Here is a 20,379-nt window from a genome sequence, read left to right as displayed (position 1 = left end):
TTTTATTTTTTACAAATAGTCATCAAACCATGAACAAATATAACGGATGCGTTTCATCCGCTGTTCCGGATGGCCGCTTCTCGACAGCTCATGCGTGGCTTTCGGAAATCGGATGAACGACGTCGTTTTGTTCAGTTTCTTCAACGCGGTAAAGAGCTGCTCGGCCTGCTCTATCGGACAGCGGTCATCTCGCTCACCGTGCAGAATCAAAAGCGGCGACGAAACGCGGGACGCATATTTTACAGGAGAACGATCCCAAAGCTTATCCGCTTCCTCAAACAAATCATGTCCGAGCTGCCAGTCGGTAAAAAAGAAACCGATATCGCTGACACCGTGGAAGCTGAACCAATTTGAAATGGAGCGCTGCGTGACGGCTGCTTTAAAACGGTCTGTCTGCCCGACAATCCAATTCGTCATAAACCCTCCGTAGCTTCCGCCCGTCACACCGAGACGGCCGCTGTCAATAAACGGATACGCCTGAACGGCTTCATCCACCGCCTGCATGACATCACGGTAATCTCCGCCTCCGTAATCACCCCTGACACGATTGACAAAATCCTGCCCGTAGCCGTGGCTTCCTCTCGGGTTGACATACACGACAGCATATCCTTGTGCGGCCAGCACTTGGAATTCGTGAAAATACGTATGGCCGTACATCATGTGAGGCCCGCCGTGTATGTATAGAATGAGCGGATAAGTTTGATCCTCTTCAAAAACGGCGGGCTTTAAAAACCAGCCGTTTACCGTCAGCCCGTCCTTTGTTTCATATTGCAGCTTTTCCGGCACGGATATGATGCGCTCCTCAATAAACCGATCATTGTTGAATGTCAATTGCTTCTCTTCCCCATCTTCGAGCGAAATGCTGTAAAGCTCGGAAGGCTGTGCGGGTTTGGCAATGACAGCGATACAGCTTTTCTGATCAGGATGAAAAGCAAAACCGTTCACATACTCTTCTTCTAATCGGATCGGATATACGAGGCCGTCAATCGAGATATAATAAATACCGGTGCTTCCCTGCTCGCTCCCGAGAACGTAAAATCCCTGCCCGTCGTTTGTCCATACCGGCCGGGGCGTCACTCCTCCTATGATTGAATCCGCAATCAGCGCATCGCTCAAATGAACATCCAGCATGTCGGTCAGGCAGGTGAGCCGCTCAGTTTTCACGTCGTACAGCCACGCTTTTTCTAAAGTCGCATTGCGAAATTCATTTTCATGGCCCAGCATCGCGATATAAGAACCGTCCGGTGAAAACACGCAGGAACCGAAAGAACCGCGGTGCGGCGTAATCTGCTTCAGGCTTCCATCCGCCAGATTCATCAGATAGACATCGCTCGGCTTTCCGGCGTCACCCGGCTCGCATAAATTGGCGGTAAACGCAAGCTGCCTGCCATCCGGTGAAAAGGCCGCGTCATAATGATCCGCTTCATGATCCGTCAGCTGCTGAATCTCCCCCGTTTCAAGATGAATCAGCACAAGCTGGGCCCAGCTTCCGTTCAGCAGGCCTTTCCCGTCACGTTTATATGTTAATGACTGAATGTCAACCGGCTCATACTCGTCATGCTTCTTTTTTTCTTTCTCATCGGCGCGCTCCGCTGATGTCAGACTGACGGACACAAGAACGGATCTGCCGTCGGGCGCCCATATCGGATCTGATACGCCCCAAGGAATATCGGCCGCCTGTTCCGCCTCTCCGCCGGCAGCGTCGATGATGTACAGCTGAGGGATGCCGTTCTCCCTGTCAGAAACAAAGGCGAGGCGCCGTCCGTCAGGCGACCACCGCGGACTTGTATTTCTATTGTCCCCGAAAGTCCACGGGTTTGAGATGCCTGATTCTGTGTCATATACCATAATGGCTGAGGAATAGGAATCACGCTTATGATTGACTGTTGTCCGGACGTAAGCGGCTCTTCTGCCGTCAGGGGCATATTGCGGGTCTGTCACGGATACGAGTGACGCAATGTCCTCCTCGGTTATGAGTTTTTTCAATCGTATCTCCTCCTTTTCTTTTTTATTTCGCTTCCCTAAATAAAAATCCTTCTCCAGAAAAAGAAAGCGTCCTTCTCTGATGGGAAGAACGCTTTTTTATCATTATACACTTTTCACCTGCTCTAAAGGATTCCGTTCAATTACGCTTCCTTCTGACGGGACGGTAAGCGCCGCAATCTCACAGTGCGGGAAATGCTCAGAAAGCTGTTTTCTCAGCTCTTCTCCCTTTCCTTTTTCAATCAGAACAAGAATCGTCGGTCCCGCTCCGCTCAGCGCCGTTCCGTAAGCGCCTTTCATTTCGGCCGCATGTTCCACCTTTGAAAGCTCAGGAACAAGCATGGCGCGGTACGGCTGATGGAGCATGTCTTTTCTCATCATTTTCCCGGCGAGCGCCCAGTCATTTGACATGATCGCAGCAACGAGAAGGTTGCTGACGGCGCTTGCTTTAACGGCGTGCCGGTACGGCAGCTCTTTCGGGAGCACGTCTCTTGCGTCCCTGGTCAGAACTTCGTAAAACGGAATCACTGCCACAACGTCGATATCCGCTTCGGCAACACGCACGATATGTGTTTCATCTTCTTCGTGAAGGCCGATCACAAGCCCTCCTGCAAGGGAAGCAGCGGCATTATCAGGGTGCCCCTCTTCAAGACTGGCTAAGTGCAGCTTGTCACTTTCCGACAGCTGCAGGCCGCATAACTCATCCGCAAGCTCAATGGCGGCGACGATAGCGGCCGCGCTGCTTCCGAGACCCCGCGCAAGGGGGATGTCACTCCACACTTTGACATGGGCGGGCGGCAGCTCTTTCTGATAGCGGTCAGCCGTCCGTTTGGCGACTTGGTAGATGAGGTTGTCCGTTCCTTGAGGGATGCCCGCGACAGTTTCAGTTTCCGCCGAGAACTGCCATTCATCGTTTCGGAAAACCGAAAGCTTCAAATATCTGCTGAGCGCCATCCCGACGGAATCAAACCCAGGCCCTAAGTTGGCGGTGCTTCCCGGAACCGTAATGGAAAACAGCATCTCCGCCTCATTCATACACGCGCCGCTCCATTTAAGTATTCCAGAATACTGTCCTCATCTGTCGGCAGCGTAATCGGTTTTATGTCAGAAACGTCCACAGCCGTGTTCGGATCTTTCAGGCCGTTTCCGGTCAAAACTGCGACAACCTTGCTGCCTTTTGGAATTTCACCGGATTTCACCTGTTTCAGAACGCCGGCGATGGATGCACAGGAGCCCGGTTCGGCAAACACGCCTTCTTCACGGGCAATCAGCTGATAAGCGTGAAGAATTTCTTCATCTGTGACTTCATCAATTTTTCCGGCTGATTCTTCCGCAGCGAGCACCGCTTTGTCCCAGCTGGCAGGATTCCCGATTCGGATTGCCGTCGCAACGGTCTCTGGATTTTTAATGACTTCGCCGCGGACGATAGCCGCAGAACCTTCCGCCTCAAAACCGCGCATCTTCGGAAGTCCGGTGCCGTTTTTCTCATGGTATTCTTTGAACCCTTTCCAGTAGGCCGTGATATTCCCGGCGTTTCCTACCGGGATCGCCAGAATGTCCGGCGCTCCGCCGAGCTGTTCGCATACTTCAAAGGCCGCTGTTTTTTGCCCTTCAATCCGGTAAGGGTTTACTGAATTCACTAATGCAATCGGTGATTTTTCGCAAATTGACCGGACGATGGCCAGCGCGTCGTCAAAGTTTCCGTCAATCGCAATGATTTCCGCACCGTACATGACGGCCTGCGCAAGTTTTCCGAAGGCGATTTTTCCGTCCGGGATGATGACGATGCATTTCATACCTGCTCTCGCCGCGTATGCCGCAGCCGCCGCGGATGTGTTGCCTGTAGAGGCGCACATGATGGTATCATTGCCTTCTTCTTTCGCTTTGGCGACCGCCATGACCATGCCGCGGTCTTTAAAGGACCCCGTCGGATTAACGCCCTCTGTTTTCACATGCAGTTCAATTCCGAGCTTTTCAGAAAGCTTCGGCAGGTGAATCAGCGGCGTGTTGCCTTCATGCAGTGTCAGGGCCGGCGTCCGATCCGTCACCGGCAGAAATTCTTTATATTGATGGATGAGTCCTTTCCACATTAGCTCCAACCGTTCCCTTCTACGCGATATGTGCTTTTTACTTCTTGTACGACTTCGAGGTCATTTAAGTTTTGCAGAATGTCACTGAAATCTTCTTCCGATGTATGATGCGTGACGATGACGATTTCCGCGAGGTCGTCATGGCCTTTGATCGGCAGCTGCAGAATTTTTTCAAAGCTGACGCCGCGCTCTGAGAAGGCCGATGTGATTTTTGAAAAAGAGCCGACCTGGTCTTTGACGTGAATTCTTAAAAACTGCTGGGCATAGATATCAGACGGCTGCTTCATATTTCTTTCATACTGCGGAGCGACAAAGCTGTTTCCGTTTACGCCGAGACGCATGTTTTTCATGACCGCGACCAGATCGGAAACGACCGATGTCGCAGTCGGCATGCTTCCGGCTCCGGGGCCGTAAAACATCGTTTCGCCGACGGCTTCTCCGTACACGTAAACGGCATTGAACTCGTTATGCACCGCAGAGAGCGGATGATGATCCGGAAGCAGTGTCGGCTGAACGCTGACTTCGATTTTATTGTCATCACGCTGGGCGATGCCGATCAGCTTCATCGTATAGCCGAGCCGTTTGCTGAAGCTGATGTCTTCATCCGTAATCCGGGAAATTCCTTTTACTTTGACATCGTCCAGATCGACGTTCATAGAGAAGCCGAGACGGGCTAAAATCGCCATCTTGCGCGCGGCATCGAGTCCTTCTACATCGGCGGTCGGGTCAGCTTCCGCGAATCCGAGATCCTGCGCTTCTTTCAGCACTTCCTCATACGGGCTTTTTTCTTTAATCATTTTCGTTAAGATGAAGTTCGTCGTTCCGTTGACGATTCCCATCATTTTTGTGATCCGGTCAGAGGAAAGGCCTTCTTCGAGCGTGCGTAAAATCGGGATTCCGCCGGCGACACTCGCTTCATAATACAAGTCACAGCCATTTTCCTTTGCGGCGGCTAAAAGCTCTGAGCCATATACGGCGATCAGATCTTTATTTGCGGTCACAACATGTTTTTTCGCTTTCAAGGCATCAAGAAGATATTGCTTCGTCTGTTCGACACCGCCGATGACTTCAATAATCACGTCGACCTCAGGGTCATCGATTACATCATAGACTTCTGTCGTCAGCACATCCTTCGGCAGGTCTGCGTCTCGTTTTTTATCAATATCTTTAACTAGCACTTTTTTGATCGTCACCGGACAGCCGACCTGGTGCATAAGCTTATCCTGATGATCTTGTATAATTTTGACGACACCGCTTCCCACGGTTCCCAGTCCTAACAGTCCAATACGAATCGCTTCCAAAGAGAAACTCCACCTTTCTTCCTTTTGTCCACTAGAAAAGGACAATTGTTAACCCTTCACAGACATTTAAGTTACAAATATTATATAAGCCCGCATTTGTTTTGACAAGCGGCTGAATATTGTTTCTTCGGCTATGAAAACGCTTAACACATTGATATGACAAGATTCCCTATTTTCTAAATATTTTTACGTCATATTTTCTTACGAACTGATTCCTTTTCCGAGCCACGCCACAGGCGGGACAAAAACCTGCGCCGACCTGACATTCATCATGTCGTGACATGTCTGTAAAAACTGTTCATAGCGGGTGCAGTCGGCAAGAATGTAGTCAAGCTGCTCTTCGTAAAACTGTTTTTCAGAATCATGAGAAATGTAATAGCTCTCCACCGTCTCGAAGAAATGGAGCGGAAACAGCAGGCGGCTGTAAAACAGGCGCTTGGAAAAGGAGGATAACGGCGTAACTTGCTCATATTCCTGCAGAAACAAAAACCCATCTTTGAGCAGGTCGTCACGATGATACAAATATGTGCTGCGCATATATTCCGCAATATCACGGGCGGCATGGTCGAATACCCAATCGCCCGGAATGCGGATCAATGATTCCTCCGACCAGGTATCCCGTTCCATCCGCTGATGGCAGATTGTCCCCGAGTCTTCTGCGCCGGGATTGTCATCCAACTCCGTATCCACTAAATATTGAATGGCGTTTTCCGCTAAACCTGAATAATAAGGAAATGCTTCGATCATTTTCTTTTCGAACGGTTCAAGCGGAGACATATGAATTTTCTGCATCCAGAATGATTCCAGCTGATCCACCCGTTTTCCCCATAAGTCCTTCCATTGGCCGATCCTGCCCGCTTCTTTCACTTCGTACGGAAAACCCCGCCCTTTTCTGTGAAATTCGGCAAGCTCCCCTCCGACAGAAAACGACCGGTTTGAGACGGGAATCGGCGCTTTTAAGAGCGCATACGTTTTGCCTTCGTCCTCAAAGGTCAGTTCTCCTTCCTTCGTAAAGATAAACACTGAAACGTATGGGTCACTTTGTTCTTGTAAATACTGACTCATGTAGTAAAGCTCCGTCAGCTCTGATTGCGAAAACCCGGAGACGGGAATAATAAGAAAGAAGGAATTTGGCGTCTGGAAGCATTGGTATTTCTGATAAACGGAGAGCTGTCTGACGTGGATGCCGTATTTTTCTTTAATGATGCTTTTCATCATAATCACCTGCCTGAAAAATTAGAGCTATTCACATCGTAGTCATACGCCGGCGGAATTATGAATACATATTGTAATCCTTTGAATAAGTGGAGAAACATCGTACACATCGGAAGAGTGTTGTATAAACTAGTAAAAAAAGATTGGGTGAAGCAAATGTCAGAAAAGGAACAACTGAATCAGGTGGAAGCTGTCGCCAGGGCGCGTTTAAAAGAACGGGGGGTTGAGACGGACGATATTGCCGAGCTGGTGTATTTCCTTCAAAAAAAATATCATCCTGATTTGACGATGGAGGTATGCAGGCTCAATGTGGACCGTGTCATCGCAAAACGCGAGGTGCAAAACGCCATTTTAACGGGAATAGAATTAGATGTGCTCGCCGAACAAAAAAAGCTGTCTGAACCGCTTCAGACCATTCTGGCGATTGATGAAAGCCTGTATGGGGTTGACGAGGTGCTCGCCTTCTCTATCGTGAATATATACGGCTCAATCGGCTTTACGAATTACGGCTACATTGACAAAGAAAAACCCGGCATTCTCGGGCGGTTAAATGATAAATCTACGGGCGAATGCCATACGTTTCTTGATGATATCGTCGGCGCAATCGCAGCAGCGGCTTCAAGCCGGCTTGCTCACAGCGCCAGAAATACAGAATAAGGACGGCCGTCATGGCCGTCCCTTTTTTTATAGATGTTCAATCCATTCGGTTAAAGAGTCAATCGCATATGTCGGCTTCTGGTCGTAATCTTCCATATGCTCACGCTTTGTCACTCCGGTATGAACCAGCAGCGTATCCATGCCCGCATTGATGCCGGCCATAATATCCGTGGCATAGTTATCGCCGACCATGAGTGTTTCGGAAATATCCGTTCCGAGCACACGCATCGCCTGTTCCATAATAATGGATTCAGGCTTGCCGATAAAGACAGGCTCAACGCCCGTTGACACCGTCAAAACGGATGTGAGCGAACCGTTCCCTGGTAAAAGCCCTCTTTCAGTCGGAATGGCGACGTCGCCGTTTGTTGAAATGAACCGGGCGCCGTTTCTGATCGCAAGGCATCCCGTTGCCAACTTTTCATATGTAATGCCGCGGTCGATTCCCACAACGACAAAGTCCGCGTTTTCTTCTCCTAAGCTCAGCCCGTTTTCTTCAATGGCCTGACGGATGCCTTCTTCGCCGATCACATACACCGACGCGTCTTTTTTCTGCTGGGCGATATGCTGCGCAGTCGCCATGCTCGTCGTGAAGACCTGCTCTTCAGATGCCGGAATGTCAAAGCTCATCAGCTTGTCCGCCACCTGCTTCGGCGTCCGGGAAGAATTGTTCGTCACGAATAAATACGGAATGCCGCGCGCTTTAAGCGTTCTCACGAATTCACACGCTTCTTCGATTTTTTCCGTCCCGTTGTACATTGTGCCGTCCAAATCTATCAAATACCCTTTATAATCCTTCATACTCAACACTCCTGTGGATTTTCTCACTCGTTGTTATTTAAATGCGGAAACAGGCCCTAATTCTGTTTCCAGATAGGTTCTTACACGGGCCGGAAAGGCTTTCAGCACGTCCCTGTTTGACGTGATCAGCGTTAACAGCTCCTGATGGTCGGCGTGCTGATATTCCTGGACAAGCTGCTTTCTGGAAGAGATCAGTTGCTTCAGCTTATTTCCTTCATCCTCAGCTACCACCTTTTCATCCGTCAGAATATCCATGATGTCGTCATAACTCCCCGGATCGCGCATGATAAAGCCGTCAATCATATCATTTCCGACATCGAGAATGCATTCGATCATAAGATGGCTGATCCGCTCAAGCGCCCTTTTTTCGATTTCGCTCTGCCATGCAGGCGTGCTGTCAAACAGCGCCAGCTGGGTCTCAAAAAAACGGAGTGTTTGTTCGATATTATTTCTGTCAACAAAATACACGTGACAGCATCCCCTTCTGCATCAATTATTTTCTGATTCGTTTTAAAACAAAATACGCGCAGCCGAAATTGCAGTATTCGTAAATGTATTCGTCCAATGTGCTGATTTTCGTTTCAAAGGTTGCTTTTTGATTCTGGTCATCAAAGAAGCCTTTGAGCCGCAGCTGACTGTATCCCCAGTCTCCCACAATGTAATCATATTTATTTAATATGTCCGAATAGCGGGCTTTGAACGCTTCTTCATTAAAGCCGTTTTTAAAATCGTGTACGAGTTCAAACTCGGCATTTTGAATAAGAATCATGTCTTCACCTCTTTTATCACTCTTTACTATCATAATTCATTGACTTCTGTCCATCAATTGCAAAATGAGACGGTTCGGACGGACGGAGAATTTTTCCTCTTTATATCCAGTGTAGCGGTTCAGACGATCCTTATTCAAGAATGACTTTTTCCCTGCACAAAAAGCTCCATCACAAAAAACCCAAAACCTGCGGCGTTTTGGGTTTTTTCGGCTTATCTTATGCTTGGGCCTGGCGTTTTTTAGACGCTTCGTTCACTTGTTCATCCGCATGGTAGGAAGAACGGACAAGCGGGCCTGCTTCACAGTGGCTGAAGCCTTTTTGCATCGCGATTTCTTTCAGTTCGGCAAATTCGTCGGGATGATAATATTTTTGGACTTTTAAATGTTTTTTCGACGGCTGCAGGTATTGGCCGATCGCCATGATGTCGACATTGTTCGCAAGCAGGTCGTCCATCACTTCAATAATTTCTTCCTTCGTTTCGCCGAGACCGATCATAATGCTTGATTTCGTCGGGATGTCAGGCTGCATTTCTTTCGCACGGCGCAAGAATTCCAAAGAACGGTCATATGTTGCGCGGGCCCGGACTCTCGGTGTCAGGCGGCGGACGGTTTCAATGTTGTGGTTCAGAATATCAGGACGGGTATCCATTAATGTTTTCAGGTTGTCGTAATTTCCGCCCATATCGGATGGCAGCACTTCAATTGTCGTGAACGGGCTTTTTCTGCGGATCGCCCGGACCGTTTCCGCAAAGACGCCTGCTCCGCCGTCTTTCTGATCATCACGCGCTACGGCCGTGATGACGGCGTGTTTTAAATTCATCAGCGCGACGGAATCAGCTACGCGTTCCGGTTCCTGCAGATCCAGCTCAGTCGGCAGACCCGTTTTTACAGCGCAGAAGCGGCATGCTCTCGTACAGACGGAACCGAGAATCATGAACGTCGCCGTACGTCTGACAGCCCAGCATTCATGGATGTTCGGGCATTTTGCTTCTTCACATACGGTATGCAGATTATTTTCACGCATTAATTTTTTCAGACCCGTATAGTTTTCATTCGTGTTCAGCTTTATTTTGAGCCATTCCGGCTTTCTCAGATGCTCGTCTTTCTTTGCCATTTCCCCATCATCTCCATTATCCCTTTATTCATGTTCGTGTGCGAAAAATTTCTATTTCACGATGGATATAAAACTTGCGGATTTCTATTCAATAGTCACTTTAACATAGGAAAAATTTCTCGACAAGGGAAGAGAATTACTTACATTTTCTCGGATTGTTGCCGCAAACTATTTGTATTCAATCCTGAAAGGAGATCATGTTGTGAAAGTTCTGTTATCTGCTCTTCTCCTTTTATCAGTTTTCTGTCCGGCTGCAAGCGGGAAAGAACAATCGGCTCCTGTTTACGGCGAACGGATGCAGTTGTACCGCAAAGCCGAAGCAGTCACGCAAATTCCTTGGTATGTGCTTGCGGCGGTTGACCAATATGAAGAAAATGTCCGCTCGAACCGAAAGGATCTGCCGGAAAAAGCGGGAATCATCAGCATTTATATTCCGGATCATTTGTGGAGCGGCCCTGAAAATCCAAATCCTAAGGACGATGCGCCCCTCAGCATTAAAGTATTTGACGGGATCGGTCTGGACGGCGACGGCGACGGAAAAGCCGAGGTAAGCAATGATGAGGATATCCTTTATACATTTGCTCAGTATTTAGCGGGATTCGGAACGGATCTTGACCATATCCGCATCGGCCTCTGGAATTATTACCGCCGTGATCAGACGGTCGGCATTATCACCGAATTCATGACACTGTTTAAAACGTTCGGCCGCCTTGATCTCGGAGAGCACGCTTTTCCGCTTCCCGTGAAGACGGATTACAGCTACCGCAGCACATGGGGCGCCGCACGGGGTTTCGGCGGGCGCCGGATTCACGAAGGAACGGATCTGTTCGCTCATTACGGGCTCCCCGTCAGATCGACCTGCTACGGTATTGTTGAAATGAAGGGCTGGAACCGTTTCGGCGGCTGGAGAATCGGCATCAGGGATATCAATAACACGTATCACTACTTCGCTCACCTGAACGGCTTTGCAAAAGGTGTGCATAAAGGCCAGATCGTCAAACCCGGAGAGGTGATCGGCTCTGTCGGCAGTTCCGGATACGGACCGCCGGGCACCGCGGGAAAATTTCCGCCGCATCTTCACTACGGGATGTATAAAGATAACGGCAGATCGGAATGGTCTTTTGACCCGTATCCTCATTTAAGGGCATGGGAACGAAAAGAAATCCGCAGGAAAAAGTAAACACACAGCCGCCAGGAAAGATTGCGGCTGTGTGTTTTTATTTATCTTTCTTCTGTTTTTCATTCGGCAGCTGGATGGAAGGCGTCACACCTGACCCGCCGCTTCCGTTATAAAACTGCGGCACCTCTCCTTGAATCGCTTTAATGGAGACCGGAATATTATTTGTGACGACTGATGTCTTACTGGCAAACGGAATAATGACCTTCACTTTTATTTCCACAAAGATGCTGATATCGATCAGGGCATTGTTAATGCCGTACGGCTTTATTTTTGTTTTCACATCAGTTAACGCATCGCCGATCAGGTTAAAACGCACGGGGATTTTCGGTCCGAGATTTCCGAGAATGCTGTTTCCCGTGACCTGCCCTAAAGGGATGCTAATCATAATTTCATCGGCCGTTTTCGCGTCTTTTTCCGTTTCATGCTGCTTATTGTTCGACTCCGCTTCCTTCAGATGAGCCTGAAGCTGCTTTGTCACTTTCGCCTTCATGCTGTTGACCATTTGTGTATTAAAATCCATCGTTGTGACTTTTCCGTTTTCATCCGTTTTCATATCGACCATATCTTTCACATTGTCGCTGTGAGACATGTATTCTTCAATGGATTCCGTAATGACCTCTGTCGCCACCCGTTTGGTTTCCATTTCTCCTATGTTCATCAGCACCGGTTTGATTGAGGAGTTGATCATCCAAAGGCTGATGACCGTCGATATGATAAAAAAAGCAAACGACAGAAGAAGCACATATCGAAAAGGCAAAGGCCCTCTCTTGCGAAGAGCGCTCCGGTATCTAGGCAAGAAAAATCCCCCCTTACATATCACAATGTATGCTTGTAAGAGGGGACATAGTATTTTATTTTTACTCTTAAAAAGTCCCGCTTACCTTCATTCGGGTGAAATGGAACGGCGGGCGGATATCTGACATTACGCTTGCCGCGCGAGCTTCCAGGCGAGCAGATCCCTTAAAAACTCCGGCATAAAGTATTGTTTTTCTTTTGAATCGCGGATGTAAGGGAACAGCTTTCCGAGTGTAAACATGTCGAGAACGGCAACCGAGTATATCCGCTCCGGATCAATCTCTTCTCCGTTCACTTTCACATTGAGGAGATGCGTCACACCGTCTTCAAGAATGCCGGCCTCTGCCTCCGCTCCGGCATATACCATCCTGCCCATCACTTCCCCGCGGAAGCCGAGACCTTTTATCCGCAACTGCTCCATTTGTTCCGAGGCGGCCTGGCTGATTGTTTCCTGGAGTTCCCTGCCTGAAAGACGAACGGCCACCGGATTGATCGGATGAGGGCAGATGCGGTGCAGGTCAAGCTTTGTGACAGGCCCCTTCTGTAAAGGCCCCAAAATGACGCCTGAATTCACCATGCTGACTTCACAGCCGCACCAGCTTTTCAGCGCTTCGGCTAATAGAAGCGGGAGCGGCGATTCCTCAAACCACTTCACGCCGGCTTCTTCATTCAGGTTGGCGACTTGTTCGGAGAGCAGGTTTTCCGCTTCCCGTTCTTTCTCTTTCAGAAAAGCCGCCGTATCTTCAGATTCCCCGTGCCAATCAGCCATTTTCTGTACAGATGCCTGTTTGCTGACAATGGTTCGTGATTCACTTTCTATCGTCAGCTCGACACAGCCGACATAGTTCCCGTATTTCTCCGCACATGCAAGCAATACACCGTTTATGTCCTGTCCGTCCTCAAGAAGGTGGTGCGTATGTGATTCAAGAATGACATCGATGTCGGGAAATTTTTCCGCTGCGGCCCGGTCATCGATCAAGCCTAAATGAGAAAGCAGAATGATGATATCCGCTTTGCCCTTGATATCGTCAAGTGATTCTTGAATGCTTTTTTCCGCATCCGTCACCGTCCAGCCTAGTTTTTGATAGACGGGATAATACGGCACCGTGACGCCCAGTATGCCGGCGGTCATCCCGTTTTTCAGCGTTTTGATCACGTAGGGCTCGGCCCATTCCGGCCGCTGTCCGTCCGCGTCAAACAGGTTGGACACAATGACCGGAAACGCGGCATGGGTATATAAATCCGCCAGCTCATCGTGAGGCAGCGTAATTCCTTCATTATTCCCGACGGCAGCCGCATCAATCTCAAGCCGATTTAACAAGTCGACATTCGCTTTGCCGAAGGTCGCTTCCGTTATCATTTGGAATCGGTCCATATGATCGCCGATGTCGAATACGAGTGTTTCCTCCCCGTCTTTTTCATGTTCATTTCTCTTCTGCTCAATATAATGTACGATTTTCGGCCAATTTTCGAAATGGCTGTGCAAATCATTCGTATGATATAAACGGAGCTTCTCTAACATACCATCTCTCCTACCTTTTAGCTGAATATCCCTTGATAAATCAATTCACAGCCGATCAAAATCAAGACGACCCGCATGAAAAGCACGATCGTTTTCGTCTGCACCCGCTTATTGACCCACGCGCCCATTTTGCCGCCGAACCACGCGCCCGGAACGAGGCACAGCGCATACAGCCAATTGACATGGCCCTCTGCGATATGTGACACGGAACCCGTCACGGAGGATAAGAAAATAATGAGCATTGACGTCGCCACAGCCACTTTCGGCGGGAACAAAAATAACAGCATCATGGCCGGAACCATAAGAGAGCCGCCGCCAATGCCGAAAAGACCGCCCAATAAACCGACGAAAAAGGCAATCACGATACCGGTGAAAATACGGTACGAATATGTATAAAGCTCACCTGATTCATCCTCATATGTCCGGATCATGCCTTTATGCGCTTTATTGACCGGTTTTGCTTTCGCCTTCAGCATTAATGTAATGGAAATCAAAATCATAAAAAGTCCGAACCAGACGGAAAACGTATGCGCATTAAAAAGTTTAGACAAATACGCGCCGATGATGCTTCCCGGGCCGGAACCGATAAAAAAGATCAGTCCGCTTTTGTAGTCAACGGTTTTATATTTCATATAGGCCAGAGTTGATGACAGGCCCGTAAAAATAATCACCAAAAGGGACGTGCCGATGGCAGTCTGCGGTGTTACGTCATGAAAAAACGGAGTCATCGTGCTTAAATAGAGCATCGCCGGCACGATGATAATTCCTCCCCCAAGCCCGATCAGGCTGCCGACCGTTCCCGCGATAAATCCTAATATGATCAAAATAAGATAAGACATGTGTCTTGAAACCTCTTTTCTAGCTGAATAGGTCGAGCTGCTTCGGAGCAAGCCCGGTATATGAGATATCTAACATTTCAAGCATCTCAAGCCCGTTATCGGCGGCGTCTCCGCCTGAGTTATTGTTGAATAGCACATACAGATTGCGCGACTGTTTTTTCAGCTCCTGAAGATTGTTTTTCCAATCTTTGAGCTCCTGTTTGTTATAGCGGTATAAATATCTGACCTCACGCCAGTTTTGTCCGCCGTCTGGTTTGATCCAGCCCTGCTTGTTCCGTCCGTGAAAACGGACAAGCGTTTTTTCTTCATCCGTTGCTTTCAGGACGGTCGGAATGCTGCCCTCGCCGATTTGCGGCTCGTCACATATGCTGTGAATCCAGCCTTCCTCCTTCATAAAGGAAAGCGTCTGCTCGTAAAATGGCGGGGAAAACCAAGACCGGTTGCGGAATTCAAGCGCGCACGGAATATCGCCCATCTGCTGCCTGCACCATCTTAAATATGCGACGTTTTCTTTCTTGCAGTCAAACCACGGCGGGAATTGGAACAGCACCATGGCAAGCTTTCCATGCTCTATATACGGCGATAATGACAGCTTAAACGCCTCAAACATTTCTTCCTTCGATTCAAAGGGAATATCGCCGCGCTGATGGCCCGTCATTCCTTGATATGCCTTAATGACAAATTGAAAAGATTCCGGCGTCTCTTTGACCCATCTTTCATTATTGCGGGCGGGCTGTATCGCGTAAAAGCTCGCGTCCAGCTCAACGATGGGAAAATGGGAAGAATACGCCTGCAGTTTTTGCGGGCCCGCCGTTTTAGGCGGATAGATGCTGTCATGATCCCCCCACCCCGTCAGTCCGATATAAATCACAATCCTTCACCTCTCACTCTAGTTTATCACAGGTGTTTTTCTCTTTCCGTTTCCATGTTTTTTCTGAATGCACTTTTCAGGAACCGGTATTGATGTTCATTGGTGTCCGAAAATGCCTCATCTCTGGAAGAAAGAATGTGCTGATAGACGATCGGCTCTGAAAATTGACCGCTCGTGAAATCATATATCTCCCCGTCTATTCGGTTATAAAAATGCCAGCTTGTGCCGGTTTTTGTTTTGAGAATGTCACCGCCGTAAACATCTTGGATGACTAAAGCCGTCACGCCGCACTGGCCTTTGGCCGGGCAATCTTCCGTCCATTTTGTACTAGTCTTGCGCGACCAGGATGCCGTTAATATGTTCAAGATTTGATCATACAATGTGTTTTACTCCTTTTTATAAAAAGATACCACGAGACCCGCTTTCCAAACGACAAAAAAAGCCGATTCTCATCAGAGAATCGGCTCTTTTATTTGAGAAGGCTTCAGGAATGTTCCGAAAGCCCCGCTCTGCTTACCCACGCCATCCTGGTACACACAGCGCCCCTTGCTGTAGGTCGCAGCAATTCGGTATGGAAAAGTGCGGCCTTCATACAGGCTTTGCTTATGTTTGGAATACATCGTTTCTTTTGTGACGGTAAAAGGTTCCGGCCGGACAATGGCAAAATCAGCGTCAAATCCTTCTTCAAGCCGGCCTTTATTCGTTAAACCGAAGCGCTTGGCCGGTGCTTCGGCCGTCCATCGGGCCACATGTTCAAACGGAATCCCATGATCGATCGCTAATTGAATCATGCCGAGAAGCGTAAATTGGCCTCCGCTGATCCCGCCCCACGACAGGAACATATTATCCTCGCGTTTCAAAGACGGATGACAGGGAGAATGATCCGAAGACACCATATCAATCAGGCCCTCAGCCAAAACCCCGATCAATTCCTCTTTATCAGCCTCTGAGCGGAGCGGCGGAGCGCATTTGGCAGCCGCCCCTTTTTTGAAGAAGTCTTCAAAGCTGAATAATAAGTAGTGCGGACACGTTTCAACGGTGACATCCAATCCGTCTTTTTTCGCCTGCTGAATGGAGAGCACGGCCCGTTTCGTGCTGATATGTACAAAATGAAGCGCGCATCCCGTCGCTCTTGCATACTCAATCGCCCGCTGCACAGCCTCGCATTCGGCCTCTTCCGGACGTGAGGAAGCGTAAGCGCGGGCATCAATTTTCCCTTGGAGCGCGTACTCGGCTTCAAGGAATCGGGTGAGGGCGTCGCTTTCTGCGTGCAGAGCCAAAACCTTGCCGCACGCCGCGATTTCCTTCATTCCCTTTAAAAGAGTCCGTTCATCGGCTGATTGAAATTCATCCGTTCCCGATTTAGACAGAAACGCTTTAAACCCGATTGCCCCCGCTTCTGCCATCGGCCGGATATGTTCGGTATATCCGGGCATCAAACCGCCCCAAAGCGCAAAATCAACCGCTGACTTCCGTTCGGCGATTTCCGCCTTTGCCAGCAGGTTTTCAGCAGTTACCGTCGAAGGGATGCAGTTAAGCGGCATATCAAAATAAGACGTACAGCCGCCGGCAGCCAGCATGTTTGAGCCGGTTTCAATGCCTTCCCATTCTTCGCGGCCGGGTTCATTGAAATGCACGTGACAATCGACCGCTCCCGGAAACACATACATGCCGTCCGCCTGCACCACTTGTTCCGCGTTTTCGTCAATGCCGGGCCCGATCAAGGCAATTTTTCCGTCCTTGACGGCGATATCAGCCCGCTCTGTTCCGCCTTTTCGCACAGCTTTCGCACCCTTTACAATTACGTCATAGGCCATTTTATCTTCCTCCCTGTAAGGATGACGATTTTCTGTCAGTTTTTATCCCAACATGCGTCTATGATTGCCAGTTTACTGCTACTATGATCGTAATACATCAGCAAAACCGCTATAATTTTTGATGATTTTTATTCATATTAACCAATGGTTGTCTTTAGAACCTGAAAGGAGATTGACTACTGATGAATATTTATGACGTGATGAAGATTCCCGCTTATGAGCGGGCGGCATTAATCGCAGGCAAGTCCGGCGGCTGGAGGGAGGTGCAGCACGTCAACATGATGGATGCGCCGGACATCGCTGATTTTTTACATAAAAACGAATTGCTCGTCACGACGGCTTACCACTTGAAGGACCGCCCGCAGCTGTTGAAAGATTTGATCCGCCTCATGGCAAAACGGGGCTGCGCGGGACTGGGGATCAAAACGAAACGTTATCTTAATGTCATTCCGAAAGATGTGGCGGAGCTTGCCGACCGGTATGAATTTCCGATTATTGAGCTGCCGGAAGACATCAGGCTCGGAGATATCGTCAACGCCACTCTGAGCCATATTCTTGATATGCGTTCAAATGAGCTCCAGCAGGCCATTTACGCCCATAAAAAATTTACAAACCACATCATGAGCGGCAAGGGGCTGCAATCCCTGCTTAAGAAGCTCTCAGACATTCTCCGGCTTCCCGTGCTGCTTTTGGATCAGCATACAAAACTCTTATCATCGTCCCACCGCATACCCATTGACACGTCTTTATTGAAAAACATCTGTTATTCCCTTTCCGGGCCTTATTTCACCTGCTTTTCCATGCTGTCTGACAGAAAGGCGTATTCTGTCCTTCCGATTCTGAATGTTGAAAAAAACTGCGGTTATCTGGTGATTCCGGAGCTGGTGCAGACCGCTGATAAAGGCATGATTTTGACAATTGAACAGGCGGCCAACGTCATTTCCTTTGAACTGCTGAAAGAAAATGCCATCAAACAATTCGGCAGACGGGCGCGCAATGAATTTTTCAGCAATTTCATCGACCGCTCGTTTACCGGCCATGAAGAAATCAAAAGCCGCGCCAAAGAATTCCGGCTCCGCTGGGATCAGAAATACATGTGCATTTGCGGAAAACTTGACCGAAATGAGAAAACGATCAGCTTTACCGAAAATCAGCTCGTTTCCGATCATGTATTTGATCTGCTTGAAGGAGAGCTGTCATCCTTTCCGTTTCCCCCTCATCTCTTTATTAAAGGAAATGTCGGTATTCTTTTAATTGAAGCGACAGACAGCTGGAATGAAATGCACGCGTCTGTCATCAGCTTTTTGGAGCAGTTTCAAAAGCAGGTCCGGACGCAGTTTAAACGGACTGTCTCCTTCGGCATCTCAAACATATGCCAAAAGCTGATCGACGTCCCTGACGCTTTTACCGAAGCTTCAGACGCCATTTCATCCGGGCATTTGTCCAGAAGCGCGGAGTTTATTCAAATCTATCATGCCAAAGACGTGCCGGAGCTGCTCCGCCTGCTTCCCGCGGAAGATGTGAAAAAGTTTTACGAAGCCACCCTCCAAAGCCTGGCCGACCGGCAAAAGGAGGACCAGAGCCTGCTTCATACGCTGTCTGTTTATCTGGAGACCCACTGCCAGATTTCAGAAACGGCTAAGCGCCTGTACGTCCATCGAAATACGGTGATCTATCGTTTAGAAAAATGCGAGGAACTGCTCGGCAAAAGCTTAAAAGATCCGGAAACGACGATGCGCCTGCGGCTCGCGCTGAGAATGCAGCGGCTGATCGGTTAAGAAATAGTTAGAGACAGGGATGCGGGTGTTCTCCCGCATCCTATTTAAGTGGGATTGATTCAGCTTAATTCTCAAAAAATGCTGCCGTCAAAATCTGCTTCCATTGACATCATCAGCCGTTAGTTATGATTTTCAGCAGACTCTAATCTAAACTAAAAAAGCCTTTCCCGAAGAAAAGGCTTTTGCTGTTCAAGTCTGAAAACGATCCGAAGCAGTTTGAAAGGTATCATGTGTTTTTTCCACTGTGTTCACACCCAATCCGCATACTAAAGATAACGACAGACCCAAAATAATGAAGATGCTTTTTTTAAAATTCATACAGGCATTCTCCCCTTTGAATTTGTGTTTGCGTATCTACCATTTTTTTATGATAAAAATAAGACGTTTCAAATTCCTTTGAATCTGCATAAATCGAAGCAGTTTCACAGGCGATGTCTTCAACATATGAATAATTCTTATTTTTCTCCAGGTATTCGATCGTATCGTTTATCCCTTGCTGATTCACAGCGTCTACATAAAGAGCTTTGAGATAGCCTTGTAGTGACTCAAAAAGCTTATCCCCTTGGGATACTGCTGCCGATAATCCTTTCTTACTCGCTTGCATTCCTTCAGCCATTTTCCCTTGTTTAAAAAGAACCTTCGCATAAGAAAACAAGGAATGAGGTAAGTTACTCAGCTTTGCTTTTTCTGTAATTTCAACAGCTTGTTTCAAGAAGTTTTCAGCCTGTGAATGTTCTCCCCTATCAGCGTAATTTGCACCCAAATTATAAAGAGCAGAACTAATCAACCTACTATTATCTAACTCTTTCGATAATTTAAGAGCCTTTTCAAGGTGCGGCTGACTCTTCTCATAACGTTTAAAATCACAATAATTCCCTGATATGACAAATAGACATTGAATTTTCCGGACCTTATACAACTCATACTGATCGTAAATATCGAGCGCTTGCTTTACGTGATGCATGGAGACGTGGCTTTGTTTCATACCGTAATATGCTTCAGCCAGTTTAAAATGAAACTCCGCTCTCTCAATTTCATCATGCACATGAACGAGTTGTTTTTCAGCCTCTTTATAAAAGCCGATCGCCTTTACATACTGCTTTTGATCAAATTCATACATGCCGCGGAAAAATAAAGAATAATAGCACAGCAGGCCGGAAATTCCTTTATTTGATGCTTCAATTTTTTCCAGCAGCTCGTCAATTGTCGGTCTCACGCGGGTAGTCACCGGTTCTAAATAATCCAGCATAAGCTGATGGCGGAATTTCATGAGGGTGTAGTAAATCAGTAGATACTCGTCTTCTTCCATCTCATTTATTTCTTGTTCCACTTCCGCTTTCAAAATCTCCGCATCCGGAACACTGAACTGACGTATCATTTTGTACCATTCATTAATCTTAACGCCAACCTCCGATGATGGTAAAACAGAACTCACAAGGCCACTCCTCCTTTTATATCATATTCTAACATTTCCAAAATTATGTATGTCCGCAATAAAACCGCAAAATTTCATTCGTCTTGATCATAAATCTTAGTTTTGAGTTTTAAGTCTACAACAAAAAAGAAGGCCTTATGCAGCCTGCTTTTTTTTGAGAAATTTATCTAAGATGAAAATAAATAATGTGAATAATAGAGACATCATCAACATGT

19 protein-coding genes are annotated in these 20,379 nt (G+C 47.9%); 3 read left to right on the top strand and 16 right to left on the bottom strand.

The window, feature by feature from the left end; all coding sequences use genetic code 11:
* Positions 1-9: 9 nt before the first annotated feature.
* The 5 genes from K3G25_RS14045 to yutH form a co-directional block, all read right to left on the bottom strand.
* Complete coding sequence (locus K3G25_RS14045) at positions 10-1,986, bottom strand: S9 family peptidase (protein WP_232489355.1); 1,977 nt, start codon at positions 1,984-1,986, stop codon at positions 10-12.
* Positions 1,987-2,088: 102 nt separating this feature from the next.
* Complete coding sequence (thrB, locus tag K3G25_RS14040) at positions 2,089-3,018, bottom strand: homoserine kinase (protein WP_014418794.1); 930 nt, start codon at positions 3,016-3,018, stop codon at positions 2,089-2,091.
* The gene (gene thrC / locus K3G25_RS14035) at positions 3,015-4,073 is read right to left on the bottom strand and encodes a threonine synthase (protein ID WP_014721762.1); all 1,059 of its coding nucleotides are present in this window, start codon (positions 4,071-4,073) and stop codon (positions 3,015-3,017) included. The genes thrB and thrC overlap by 4 nt, the downstream gene beginning before the upstream one ends.
* Positions 4,073-5,374 carry a homoserine dehydrogenase gene (locus tag K3G25_RS14030; protein ID WP_029973818.1) on the bottom strand — a complete coding sequence of 434 codons (1,302 nt, stop codon included), beginning with the start codon at positions 5,372-5,374 and terminating at the stop codon, positions 4,073-4,075. Before K3G25_RS14030 ends, thrC begins: the two co-directional genes overlap by 1 nt.
* A 201-nt stretch (positions 5,375-5,575) precedes the next feature.
* Positions 5,576-6,592, bottom strand: a complete 1,017-nt coding sequence (gene yutH / locus K3G25_RS14025) for a spore coat-associated protein CotNH (protein ID WP_029973819.1) — start codon at positions 6,590-6,592, stop codon at positions 5,576-5,578.
* A 153-nt stretch (positions 6,593-6,745) separates the two neighbouring features.
* Here yutH and K3G25_RS14020 point away from each other — a divergent pair, with 153 nt between their 5' ends.
* Positions 6,746-7,246 (top strand): phosphatidylglycerophosphatase A family protein, encoded by a 501-nt coding sequence (locus K3G25_RS14020; RefSeq protein WP_003151934.1) that lies wholly within the window; start codon positions 6,746-6,748, stop codon positions 7,244-7,246.
* Between the two features lie 27 nt (positions 7,247-7,273).
* Here the strand turns inward: K3G25_RS14020 and K3G25_RS14015 are convergent, their stop codons facing one another.
* From K3G25_RS14015 to lipA, 4 genes are all read right to left on the bottom strand, one after another.
* A complete protein-coding gene (locus tag K3G25_RS14015) occupies positions 7,274-8,044 on the bottom strand; it encodes a TIGR01457 family HAD-type hydrolase (protein ID WP_110124331.1) in 771 nt (256 codons plus the stop codon).
* A 33-nt stretch (positions 8,045-8,077) separates the two neighbouring features.
* Complete coding sequence (locus tag K3G25_RS14010) at positions 8,078-8,512, bottom strand: DUF86 domain-containing protein (protein WP_017419457.1); 435 nt, start codon at positions 8,510-8,512, stop codon at positions 8,078-8,080.
* Between the two features lie 25 nt (positions 8,513-8,537).
* Positions 8,538-8,813, bottom strand: coding sequence for a YutD family protein (locus K3G25_RS14005; RefSeq protein ID WP_003151928.1), 276 nt, complete (start codon positions 8,811-8,813; stop codon positions 8,538-8,540).
* Positions 8,814-9,030: 217 nt separating this feature from the next.
* Entirely contained in the window at positions 9,031-9,927 is an 897-nt protein-coding gene (lipA, locus tag K3G25_RS14000; protein WP_003151923.1) for a lipoyl synthase, read from the bottom strand.
* 202 nt (positions 9,928-10,129) lie between these two features.
* Here lipA and lytH point away from each other — a divergent pair, with 202 nt between their 5' ends.
* Positions 10,130-11,107 (top strand): L-Ala--D-Glu endopeptidase, encoded by a 978-nt coding sequence (gene lytH / locus K3G25_RS13995; RefSeq protein ID WP_032876720.1) that lies wholly within the window; start codon positions 10,130-10,132, stop codon positions 11,105-11,107.
* A gap of 37 nt (positions 11,108-11,144) precedes the next feature.
* Here the strand turns inward: lytH and yunB are convergent, their stop codons facing one another.
* The 6 genes from yunB to K3G25_RS13965 form a co-directional block, all read right to left on the bottom strand.
* Positions 11,145-11,903 (bottom strand): sporulation protein YunB, encoded by a 759-nt coding sequence (gene yunB / locus K3G25_RS13990; protein WP_022553730.1) that lies wholly within the window; start codon positions 11,901-11,903, stop codon positions 11,145-11,147.
* A 126-nt stretch (positions 11,904-12,029) separates the two neighbouring features.
* Positions 12,030-13,424 carry a bifunctional metallophosphatase/5'-nucleotidase gene (locus K3G25_RS13985; protein ID WP_022553731.1) on the bottom strand — a complete coding sequence of 465 codons (1,395 nt, stop codon included), beginning with the start codon at positions 13,422-13,424 and terminating at the stop codon, positions 12,030-12,032.
* A 17-nt stretch (positions 13,425-13,441) separates the two neighbouring features.
* Positions 13,442-14,263 carry a sulfite exporter TauE/SafE family protein gene (locus K3G25_RS13980; RefSeq protein WP_007613562.1) on the bottom strand — a complete coding sequence of 274 codons (822 nt, stop codon included), beginning with the start codon at positions 14,261-14,263 and terminating at the stop codon, positions 13,442-13,444.
* A gap of 19 nt (positions 14,264-14,282) precedes the next feature.
* Positions 14,283-15,134 (bottom strand): DUF72 domain-containing protein, encoded by an 852-nt coding sequence (locus K3G25_RS13975; protein WP_014418802.1) that lies wholly within the window; start codon positions 15,132-15,134, stop codon positions 14,283-14,285.
* A 26-nt stretch (positions 15,135-15,160) separates the two neighbouring features.
* Positions 15,161-15,514, bottom strand: coding sequence for a YunG family protein (locus K3G25_RS13970; protein ID WP_007408736.1), 354 nt, complete (start codon positions 15,512-15,514; stop codon positions 15,161-15,163).
* 72 nt (positions 15,515-15,586) lie between these two features.
* Positions 15,587-16,951, bottom strand: a complete 1,365-nt coding sequence (locus K3G25_RS13965; protein WP_110124333.1) for an allantoinase — start codon at positions 16,949-16,951, stop codon at positions 15,587-15,589.
* A 182-nt stretch (positions 16,952-17,133) separates the two neighbouring features.
* Here K3G25_RS13965 and K3G25_RS13960 point away from each other — a divergent pair, with 182 nt between their 5' ends.
* A complete protein-coding gene (locus K3G25_RS13960) occupies positions 17,134-18,729 on the top strand; it encodes a PucR family transcriptional regulator (protein WP_022553734.1) in 1,596 nt (531 codons plus the stop codon).
* 307 nt (positions 18,730-19,036) lie between these two features.
* On the opposite strand, the gene K3G25_RS13955 is transcribed toward K3G25_RS13960, so the two are convergent.
* On the bottom strand, positions 19,037-20,164 hold the full coding sequence (locus K3G25_RS13955; protein WP_014418805.1) for a Rap family tetratricopeptide repeat protein: 1,128 nt from the start codon (positions 20,162-20,164) through the stop codon (positions 19,037-19,039).
* Between the last annotated feature and the right edge of the window lie 215 nt (positions 20,165-20,379).

The sequence above is a fragment of the Bacillus sp. FCW2 genome, assembly GCF_021228595.1.
Taxonomy (GTDB): Bacteria; Bacillota; Bacilli; order Bacillales; family Bacillaceae; genus Bacillus; species Bacillus velezensis.
Note: the sequence above shows the minus strand (reverse complement) of the source record. Positions and strands in the feature narration are given on the sequence as shown.

Coding starts and splice junctions, on each gene's coding strand:
- thrB (WP_014418794.1), bottom strand. CDS start 3,018: ATGAATGAGGCGGAGATGCTGTTTTCCATTACGGTTCCGGGAAGCACC.
- thrC (WP_014721762.1), bottom strand. CDS start 4,073: ATGTGGAAAGGACTCATCCATCAATATAAAGAATTTCTGCCGGTGACG.
- yutH (WP_029973819.1), bottom strand. CDS start 6,592: ATGATGAAAAGCATCATTAAAGAAAAATACGGCATCCACGTCAGACAG.
- K3G25_RS14020 (WP_003151934.1), top strand. CDS start 6,746: ATGTCAGAAAAGGAACAACTGAATCAGGTGGAAGCTGTCGCCAGGGCG.
- K3G25_RS14015 (WP_110124331.1), bottom strand. CDS start 8,044: ATGAAGGATTATAAAGGGTATTTGATAGATTTGGACGGCACAATGTAC.
- K3G25_RS14005 (WP_003151928.1), bottom strand. CDS start 8,813: ATGATTCTTATTCAAAATGCCGAGTTTGAACTCGTACACGATTTTAAA.
- lipA (WP_003151923.1), bottom strand. CDS start 9,927: ATGGCAAAGAAAGACGAGCATCTGAGAAAGCCGGAATGGCTCAAAATA.
- K3G25_RS13985 (WP_022553731.1), bottom strand. CDS start 13,424: ATGTTAGAGAAGCTCCGTTTATATCATACGAATGATTTGCACAGCCAT.
- K3G25_RS13980 (WP_007613562.1), bottom strand. CDS start 14,263: ATGTCTTATCTTATTTTGATCATATTAGGATTTATCGCGGGAACGGTC.
- K3G25_RS13965 (WP_110124333.1), bottom strand. CDS start 16,951: ATGGCCTATGACGTAATTGTAAAGGGTGCGAAAGCTGTGCGAAAAGGC.
- K3G25_RS13960 (WP_022553734.1), top strand. CDS start 17,134: ATGAATATTTATGACGTGATGAAGATTCCCGCTTATGAGCGGGCGGCA.